Consider the following 8,846-nt stretch of genomic DNA (forward strand, 5'->3'; position numbering starts at 1 on the left):
CACGGTACCGGCGCGCCGCGCGCCCGCGCGGTAGTGCTAGCTATACGTTCCGGCGTTCCCGACCGGCCGGAAGAGGGCGAGCAGGTCGTCGAGGTACGCCACGGCGAGCGCGGCCACCGCGCCCAGCGGCACCGCGACGGCGGCTGACTGACCGGTCAGTGTGGCCCCGCTCCACGCCGCGTACCCGCCAGCCGCCGCGACCGCGATGAGGGCGGCGTTGCGCACGATGTGGTGGCGGCGGAACGGCGTCGGGGCGGCCCCGCCGAAGCACCGGCACTCCGCGGCCGTGCCCCGCCGCAGGACCAGCGCCACCGCCACCGTGAACGCCGCCAGCAGCGTCCCGCCGAGCAGGAAGCCCGCGATGGCGAACGGCGAGCCGGATCCTGGGAGTAGCAGCACCGGGAGGAGCAGCACCGGCACCACCGCCTCGGCGGCCACCACGACGGCGGCGACCGGGCGCACCAGCGCGCCCGGCAGCAGCGCCATGCCGCGCAACGATTCCTCGAACGCCCGGAACTCCCGGCGGCCGCGCACCTTGCCGGCGACCGAGAGCACGAACGTGAGACCGATCAGGCACTGGGCGAACAGCAACAGGTACGGCACGGTCGGCGCTCCGGTGATCGTGTGTCGCTACGGTGGTGTCGTGGATGGACTGACGCTCGCGCTGGTCGTGGCCGGTGTCGTGGTGGTGCTCGTCGCCGGCCTGCTCCTGGCGGCCCGCGCGGTGCTGCAGGTCGTGGGCGTACAGGGCGACAGCATGACGCCCACATACCAGCACGGCGACCAGCTCCTGGTGCTGCGGCGCGGGTTCCGTCGGCGGCTGCGGGTCGGTGCCGTCGTCGTCTGCCTCCCGCCGCCCGGCGTGATCATCCCGGACGGCGAGAGGGTGGCCCGCAGCCAGCTGATCGTGAAGCGGGTGGCCGGCCTGCCGGACGGCCGGCTCTATGTGCTCGGCGACGCGCCCCAGCACAGCATGGACTCGCGGATGTTCGGCCCGCTGGATCCCCACCTGGCGCGGGGCGTGGTCGTCCGGCGCCTGGGGGCTGGCAAGTCGCCATCCTCGGCCTCAGCCGGCGGCGACCGGGTCGGCGGCGCGAACGGTGCTGATGGGACCGACCGGGCCGAGGGACCGCTGGGGCGGCACGGGTAGGTCCGTGATGCCGTTGCTGGCGGCGGCCACCTTGCCGTCCGGGTCGACCAGGTAGAACGCGGGGAACGCGGCCACCTGGAAGGTCGTCTGCAGCGTCCCGTCGAGCGGCTCGTGCACGATCACGGCGGGGCCGCCGGCCACGCCGAGCGCCTCGGCCAGTTCGGCGGCGGACTTGTCGCCGGGGTCGGTCGCCGCGCGCAGTCGGGTGAAGACCACGAGCACGGCCGTGGGGCCGCCGACCGCGGTGGCGAGGCGTTCGCGTACTGCCGGCAGCTGCTCGGCGCACGCGGGGCAGTCCGGGGCCATGAAGGCGACCAGGGCGCCGGTGCCGCCCCGACCATCACCCCGCAGCGTGGCGGTCGACACGGCGTCGCCCCGCTCGCTGGTGGCGCTGAACTCGGGCACGGTGGCACCGACCGGGATCGTCCGGGTCGGCGCGTTGGCGGCCAACTGCTCGGAGTGTTCGCGCAGCCTGCGGATGACGCCGAAGGTGAGCAGCAGGTTCAGCAGGACGAGCGCGGTGAGTACGGCGATGGCGGCGACGATGGTGGGCATGACCTCACTCCTCCGTGGACGATCGACGAATGGTGGATCGCGGCCGGGCGCGAGGTCCGGCCGCGACGGGTCACCGGCTGGTGCTCAGCACCAGTCGCTCCACCAACAGCCGCAGGTCGGGCCACCGCAGGTGCGCCACCTGAACTTCGTGTTGGTGTAGCGGCAGCACATGGGCACCTGGCCGCAGCCTGGCTCGCAGACGGCGGACGCGGTGGTCTTGGGCAGCACCATCGCGAGGAGCCGGTCGGCGAGCGCGCCGACGTGTCTGGTCATCGACATTCCTCCAATCATGATCAATGTCTTGCTGGGTGGAACGTATTCACGTCCGGTACACGTGCAGGTACAGCGCCGATACATCGCCGCGGAACCAAGAGACCCTTGCCGACCGCCAGGCACGTGTCTAATGTGACCCGACGGGGGGCCTTGATCTCCAAGGGATTGAGGCACATGTGGTACTCCGGTTTCAGGTGCTCGGCCCGGTGCGGCTCGGCGCGACAGCGGTCGGTCCGCGCAAACCGCGCGCGATGCTCGCCACGCTGCTGCTGTCCGCCAACGAGCGGGTCTCGCTCGACCGGCTCGTCGGCGAGTTGTGGGACTGCCCGCCCCGCTCGGCGGTCGCCAACCTCCGCACGTACGCCAGCGGCCTGCGCCGCGTGCTCGGCGAGGTGGACGCCGGTGACCGGCTGGTCGCGAACCCCGCCGGATACCTGCTGCGGGTCGAGCCGCACGAGCTGGACCTGCAACGGTTTCAGACCGCCACCGAGGCCGGCCGGTCCGCGCTGGTACGCGACGACTACGCGGCGGCGGCGGCCCGGTTCCGCGAGGCGCTGGACCTGTGGCGCGGCGCGCCGGTGGAAGACGTGGACCCCGGTCCCGACCTCGCCACCCGGATCGCCCTGCTGGAAGAGCAGCACCTCGCGGTCATCGAGGACCTCGTGGAGGCGCGGCTGGCGGTGGGCGAGCACGCCGCCGTGACCGCCGACCTGCGGCTGCTGGTGGCGGCCCACCCGTTCCGGGAGCGCCTGCACCACCAGCTCATGCTCGCCCTGTACCGGTCAGGCGACGTGCCGGCGGCCCTCGGGGCGTACTCGCGCGCCCGCGCGGCGCTCGCCGAGCAGCTCGGCATCGAGCCCGGCACCCAGCTCGCCGCGCTGCACCAGGCGATCCTGCGCCGGGCCCCGGAGCTGTCGCCGCCGGGCGAGCCAGACCCGCCGGTGGTCGCCGGCACCCCCGTGCGGGCAGTGGCGCCGCCGCGCCAGCTCCCACCGGACCCGGTCACGTTCGTGGGCCGGGCGCGGGAACTGGCCGCGCTCCGGGCCGCCTGCGCCACCGCCGGCCGGTCGCCGGTCGTGGTCGTGCACGGCCCCAGCGGCATCGGCAAGACCGCGCTGGTCATCCGCGCCGGGCACCTGCTGGCCAGCCGGTACCCGGACGGGCAGCTCCACCTCGACCTGCGGGGCGACGGAGCCGGCGCGCCGGGCGTCGATCCCGCACACGCCCTCGGCCGGCTGCTGCGCGGGCTGGGCGTGCCGCCCGGCGGCGTGCCCGACGACCTGGCCGAGGCGGCCGCGACGTTCCGGTCCCAGACGGCCGCCCGGCGGCTGCTCATCGTCCTGGACGGGGCGTCGAGCGTCGACCAGGTACGCCCGCTGCTGCCCGCGGGACCGGGCTGCGCGGTACTTGTCACCAGCAACCGCCCGATGTGCGCCCTCGACGCCACCCGGCTGCGGCTGGAGCGGCTCGGCGTCGCGGACGGCACGTGCCTGCTCGGCCTGGTCGCGGGCGACGAGCGGGTCGCGGCGGATCCGCCGATGGCGGCGCGGCTGGTGGCGCTGTGCGACGGCAACCCGCTCGCGCTGCGGATCGCGGGCGCCCGGCTGGCCGCCCGCGCCGACTGGACGCTCGCGGACCTGGCCGGCCGGCTCGCCGACGAGCGCGACCGCCTCGACGAGCTGCGCGCCGACGACCTCGCGCTGCGCTCCAGCTTCTGGGCGAGCTACGGCGAGCTGGCCGGCAGCGCGGACCCCGACGACCAGGCCGCCGCGACCGCGCTCCGGACGGTCGCGGCGCTGCGGGTACCGGAGTTCCCCGGTGCCGTGGCGGCGACCATGATCGGCACATCCGAACGGCGGGCGGTGGCTCTCCTGGACCGCCTCACCGAGGCGAACCTGCTGGAGGCGGTGAGCCCGACGACGTTCCACGTGCCCGACCTGTTGCGGCTGTTCCTCGCGGATCTGTCTCAGACGGGCGCGTAGCCCTCGGCCTGCGCTTCGAACAGGGACGCGTACGGGCCGCCGCGTGCCATCAGGGTCTCGTGGTTTCCCTGCTCGGCTATCGTGCCGGCCGAGAGGGTGACGATCAGGTCGGCGTCGCGCAGCGTACCCAGGCGGTGGGAGATCAGCAGGCTGGTGCGGCCGGCCCGGTACTCGCGCAGGCGCAGGTGGATGTCGCGCTCCGCCTCGGCGTCCAGGCCGGCGCTCGGCTCGTCGAGGATCAGCAGGTCCCGCACGGCGGGGAGGACCGCCCGGGCGATCGCCACCCGCTGCCACTGGCCGCCGGAGAGCAGTACGCCCGGGTCGTCGGAGTCGTCGTCCAGTTCGAGGACGCGGGACAGCATCGTGCCGTAGCCGCGCGGGAGCGCCGCGAGCACGCCGTCGACGCCGGCGCGGCGGGCGGCGTCGCGGATCCGCCCGAGGTCGCCGTCCGGTACCCGGTCCGGGCCGTCCGGCGGCACGTCGCCGAGCCAGATGTTCTCCGCCGCGGTCATCTCGTACGTCATGTAGTCCTGGAACACCGCGCCGATCCGGGTCCGCAACTCGGCCACCGGGAAGTCGCGCAGGTCGACGCCGTCCCACCGGATCGCGCCCCGCGTCGGGTCGTAGAACCGGCACAGCAGCTTCACGAGCGTGCTCTTGCCGGCGCCGTTGTGCCCGACCAGCGCCACCGACCGTCCACTGGGGATGAACAGGTTCACGCCGCGCAGGACCCACGGATGCTCCGGCCCGTACCGGAACCACACGTCGCGCAGCTCGATGCCGTGCCGCAGCGGCGGTACCGGCCGGGGCTCGCGGGGCGCCGGCAGGTCGGGCGCGACGGTGACGACACCCTCGTAGTGCCCGAGCATCAGCATCGCGTTGTGCAGCCCCGCGATGTGCCCGATCACGGCGGTCAGGCCACCCTGTACCCCTGCCACCGCCGCGACGAAGACCGCGACGTCGCCGACGGACAGGGCACCCGACCGCGCCGCGCCGACCGCCCAGACCAGCCCGGCGCCGGCGGTCGCGGCGCCGAGCACCGCGAGCACGCCCTGCGTGCGCACCTCCCGGCGATCGTGTACGCGCCGCGCGCCGTGCGCCGCCCTCAGCTCGCCCAGCATCCGGCGGCGGAACAGCCCGCCCAGGCGTAGCAGGCGCAGCTCCTTGGCGGCCGGCAGGCTGGTCAGCAGCCCGGCGTAGAACATCTCGCGGCGCCAGCCGGGCGTGATGTCCCACAGCAGCTTGGCCCGTTGCCGGCTCAGCCGGATCTCGGCCACCAGCGCCGGGATCGCGCTGATCGCGACCAGCCCGGTCATCGTGGGGCTGAGCACGGCGAGCGCGCCCAGGAAGCCGGCGAGTTGCACGGCGCCCTGTACCAGGCCGAGCAGCCCGTCGACGCTGCGCGCGGGCGCGTCCCGGCCGGCCTGCTCGGCGAGGCGCAGCGTGTTCTGGAACTCGGCGTCCTCCAGGCGGCGCAGCCCGGTCAGCCGGTCGGTCGCCCGGTACAGCTCGCCCAGCGCCACCATCGCCGCCGCGCGGCCCACCTGCGCCCGCAGGTACTCGTTCAGGTGCGGCACCACCGCGGTGCCGACCGCCGCGACGGCGAGCGCGGCCACCGGGCCCGCGATCGCACCGGCGGACGGGTCGACGATCCGGTCGAGGACAAGCTTCGTGAGCCACGCGACCAGCACCGGGAGCGTGCCGGCGATCGGCGCGAGCGCCACGAAAACGATCAAGTTCACGCGCCCGGCCCGCCACACCACCGCGACCGCACGGGCGACGCGCGCGATGCCCGTCATGGTCGCGAAGCTAGGAAGCCGGCATCCAGAGGCAGCTACAGCCCCGCTACATTCCGGCCGCTACATTCCGGCGGTCAGGGCAGGCCGCCGAGCACGTCCATGCCCCGCATCGCGGCGGCGACGCTGTTGATGTGGTCGCGCATCGCCGCCTCCGCCTCCTTGGGGTCGGCGGCGCGGATAGCCGCGATGATCCGCTCGTGCTGCGGCAGCGACACCGCCGGCCGCCCGGGCAGCAGCGACAGCATGTACTGGTGCCGCACCAGCTGCCCGCGCAGCGTCGCGATGAGCCGGTCGGCGGTGGTGTGACCGGCGATCCGCCGCACCAGCGAGTGCAGGCGCTGGTTGAGATCGCTGTACCGGCGGAACTCCTCGGCCTCGACGGCCCGGCGCATGAGCTGGCCGATCTCCTCCAGTTCGGCGGCCTGCTCGGCGGTGACCCGCTCGGCCGCCCGCGCGGCGACGAGGCCCTCGAGCACCATGCGCACCTCGGTGATCTCGATGGCCTCGTCGATCGACACCTTGCGCACGTGGGCGCCCTTGTTGCGCTGGATCTCGACCAGGCCCTCGGCGACGAGGTCCTGCAGCGCCGTCCGCGCGTTGAAGCGGCTCACGCCGAGGCGCTCGCACAGCTGGGCCTCCACCAGGCGTTCGCCCGGCAGGTACTCGCCGCGCAGGATCGCCTCGCGCAGCTTGTCTCGCGCCCGCACGGCGGCCGAGGTCCGCTCCGGGCTCACGACGCGATCACCCTGCGGCTGTTCGTCACGGCCATCGTGTGCACCTCGTCCGCGGTGAACCCGGCCTCCAGCAAGCGATCCGCCAGCAGCGCGAGCCCGTCCTCGACCGGCGGGTTGAAGGGCTGGCCGAGGTCGCTGGACAGGATCGAGTGCTCCGGGCCGACCGCGCGGATGTGCTCGAAGACGAGCTCCCACGAGACCTTGCCGGTGTACGGGGTGGTGAAGCAGCGCTCCAGCAGGGCGCCGCGCTCGGCGAGGTGGCGCTGGGTGGCCACGTCGAGCTGCTGCGAGGTGAACTCCGGGTGCGTGACGATGATGCGCCGCACGCCCGCGTCGGCCGCCGCGTCCACGGCCGCGATGATCTCGCTGCCGCTCAGGTGGCCGGTCGCCAGCACCATGTCATGCTTGGCGATGACCGCGAAGACCGCCAGCAACTCGGGCACGATCGCGCCGCCTTCGTCGACGACCTCGATCGCCGGCGCGACGATGCCCTGCTCGGCAAGCTCGTCCTGGAGCGCGGCCCACATCGGCACCGGCGCGCCGGGCGGCAGGGTGGCCCGGCTGGCGCGCTCGTTCGCACAGTCCACTGTGGGCAGCCAGACCACGCGTGCGCCCTGCCGTCCGGCGATCTCCACGGCCACCGGGTTCAGGCCGCCGACCGAGCCGTTGAGCGTGAGGGCGCCCAGCACGTCCACGCCGGGCACGACGCCGCGCACCACCTCAGCCCGCTCGGCGGTGGGCACGTAGTGCGACTTCAGGACGAAGCCGGCCATGCCCACCTCGGCGAACCGGTGCGCGAGGGTGACATCGTCGATGCGGCGTTTCATCACGTCGGGCGCGACGTGGACGTGCGTGTCGTACGCGGTAGCGACCAGCTCCCGGGCCAGTGCCGTGGGAACGGGGTGATCGGGCATGGGGCCTCCCTCTTGTCGACGCGATTGTTAGCAATCATGTCGACAAGGTCAACCCTGCTGCCGCCCATCCCCCGACCGGGGTCACCCGCCGTGCCGGTTGCGCCGATCAAGGGCGAATGCACGTGGTTGGATCTCTTTTCCGCGTGCATTCGCCCTTGATCGATGCGAATGGCCTTGATCGGCGAGGGTCTGCCGGCCGTTGGGAGGCGTGCGGTATGTCGATCCGGCCAAAATCGGGGATTTGAGCTGCCGCGACGTTCGCCGTGCTCTGTGCCGTTGCTCCCGCGGCCTCACCGGCCGCCGTCCCACGGGCCGACCCCGACCGGGGTTGATCGTGAATCGCGGAGGGCGAGGCCGCGGGAGCAGCGGTCTGGCGCACGACGGGCGTCGCGGTAGCTCAAAGCTCGATTTTGAGCCTGCCCCATCGCTGCGGCCGGCGCCGGGCGATTATGTCGTGCGGGGAGGCGTCGCGTCGTTGGATACTCCGGCGATGGATGAGCCTCGGGTGCGGGCCGTTGCCCATGTCGCGGCGCTGGCCACCGGCGACGGCGCCGACCCGGCGTGGCGCGTGACGCTGCACTTCCACCCCGACCGGCTGGCGGCGGGTGAGCCGATCCTGCGGGTGATGGCGCGCGACGGCGTGTACCGGTCGCAGTTCGAGACCGGCACCAGCAACGGCGGGCTGACCGCGCACGAGGGCGGCGACCGGTGGCGGTGGGAGAGCCGGATGTTCGACGGTGCCTACGACGGCGGGCCGGCGGCCGACCGTCCCAGGTACGGGTCGCTGAACTTCCGGGGGCGTACGGTGGGCGGCTCGCCGCGGTTCGGATCGTCGCATCTGCGGTTGACCGTCGACACCCTCGAACGGACCACGTTCTGTTACCCCGACAGCGTGTTCGAGCCGGTCCACTTTGGAGTGGTGGCGAGACTGTCCACACTGGTGGAGCTGGCTTTGAAGGACGACCGGGAGCCGCTCGACGATTACGTCGAGGCGCACGTGCACGGGCCGGTCGAGCTGGCTCGCGACGTGGAGGCGCTGGTGCTCGACCCGTGCTATCGCGGCACGGCGGTCGAGGCCGAGGCGGCGGCGCTCGGGTGCCCGGTCGAGTGGCACGGTGGCTTCCGGCTGCATGTGGATGAGTTGCGCCGGCATCCCGAGTATCGCGGCGCGGAGTTCGTCGAGCTGGGGGTGTCGCTGGCTCGGGGCGGATGGCTCGACGCCGCGATCATCGGCGACGCGTCGCGCGCGGGCGGCTACGACCAGCAGGCGCTCAAGCGCGTCTGGCACTACGTGGCCCGCTTCGGCCACGCGGAGATGTCCTAACGCCCCGCGCCCGGCGCCGCGCCCCCCGCGGCGCCGCCCGCGCCCCCCGCGGCGCCGCCCGCGCCCCCCGCGGCGCCGCCCGCGCCCCCCGCGGCGCCGCCCGCGCCGCCCGCCG

9 protein-coding genes are annotated in these 8,846 nt (G+C 73.9%); 3 read left to right on the forward strand and 6 right to left on the reverse strand.

The window, feature by feature from the left end:
* Window positions 1–36 precede the first annotated feature (36 nt).
* Entirely contained in the window at window positions 37–603 is a 567-nt protein-coding gene (locus QMG73_RS40720; RefSeq protein ID WP_281904682.1) for a MauE/DoxX family redox-associated membrane protein, read from the reverse strand.
* Between the two features lie 40 nt (window positions 604–643).
* On the opposite strand from QMG73_RS40720, the gene QMG73_RS40725 reads away from it, so the two are divergent.
* Window positions 644–1,150 (forward strand): S26 family signal peptidase, encoded by a 507-nt coding sequence (locus tag QMG73_RS40725; protein WP_281904685.1) that lies wholly within the window; start codon window positions 644–646, stop codon window positions 1,148–1,150.
* On the opposite strand, the gene QMG73_RS40730 is transcribed toward QMG73_RS40725, so the two are convergent.
* Together QMG73_RS40730 and QMG73_RS40735 are read right to left on the reverse strand one after the other, a co-directional pair.
* Complete coding sequence (locus QMG73_RS40730; protein WP_281904687.1) at window positions 1,067–1,705, reverse strand: peroxiredoxin family protein; 639 nt, start codon at window positions 1,703–1,705, stop codon at window positions 1,067–1,069. The two genes, QMG73_RS40725 and QMG73_RS40730, sit on opposite strands and share 84 nt — an antisense overlap.
* Before the next feature lie 84 nt (window positions 1,706–1,789).
* A complete protein-coding gene (locus QMG73_RS40735) occupies window positions 1,790–1,978 on the reverse strand; it encodes a hypothetical protein (RefSeq protein ID WP_281904689.1) in 189 nt (62 codons plus the stop codon).
* Window positions 1,979–2,154: 176 nt separating this feature from the next.
* Here QMG73_RS40735 and QMG73_RS40740 point away from each other — a divergent pair, with 176 nt between their 5' ends.
* Window positions 2,155–3,960, forward strand: coding sequence for an AfsR/SARP family transcriptional regulator (locus tag QMG73_RS40740; RefSeq protein ID WP_281904691.1), 1,806 nt, complete (start codon window positions 2,155–2,157; stop codon window positions 3,958–3,960).
* Here QMG73_RS40740 and QMG73_RS40745 read toward each other — a convergent pair.
* The 3 genes from QMG73_RS40745 to QMG73_RS40755 form a co-directional block, all read right to left on the reverse strand.
* The gene (locus QMG73_RS40745; RefSeq protein WP_281904692.1) at window positions 3,945–5,759 is read right to left on the reverse strand and encodes an ABC transporter ATP-binding protein; all 1,815 of its coding nucleotides are present in this window, start codon (window positions 5,757–5,759) and stop codon (window positions 3,945–3,947) included. The genes QMG73_RS40740 and QMG73_RS40745 overlap by 16 nt on opposite strands.
* A gap of 74 nt (window positions 5,760–5,833) precedes the next feature.
* Window positions 5,834–6,493, reverse strand: coding sequence for a GntR family transcriptional regulator (locus QMG73_RS40750; RefSeq protein ID WP_281904693.1), 660 nt, complete (start codon window positions 6,491–6,493; stop codon window positions 5,834–5,836).
* Complete coding sequence (locus tag QMG73_RS40755) at window positions 6,490–7,407, reverse strand: DUF6282 family protein (RefSeq protein ID WP_281904694.1); 918 nt, start codon at window positions 7,405–7,407, stop codon at window positions 6,490–6,492. The genes QMG73_RS40750 and QMG73_RS40755 overlap by 4 nt, the downstream gene beginning before the upstream one ends.
* A gap of 625 nt (window positions 7,408–8,032) precedes the next feature.
* On the opposite strand from QMG73_RS40755, the gene QMG73_RS40760 reads away from it, so the two are divergent.
* Complete coding sequence (locus QMG73_RS40760) at window positions 8,033–8,731, forward strand: DUF3626 domain-containing protein (protein WP_281904696.1); 699 nt, start codon at window positions 8,033–8,035, stop codon at window positions 8,729–8,731.
* Window positions 8,732–8,846 lie beyond the last annotated feature (115 nt).

The organism is Phytohabitans aurantiacus, from assembly GCF_027923225.1.
In the GTDB taxonomy this organism is placed as follows: Bacteria; Actinomycetota; Actinomycetes; order Mycobacteriales; family Micromonosporaceae; genus Phytohabitans; species Phytohabitans aurantiacus.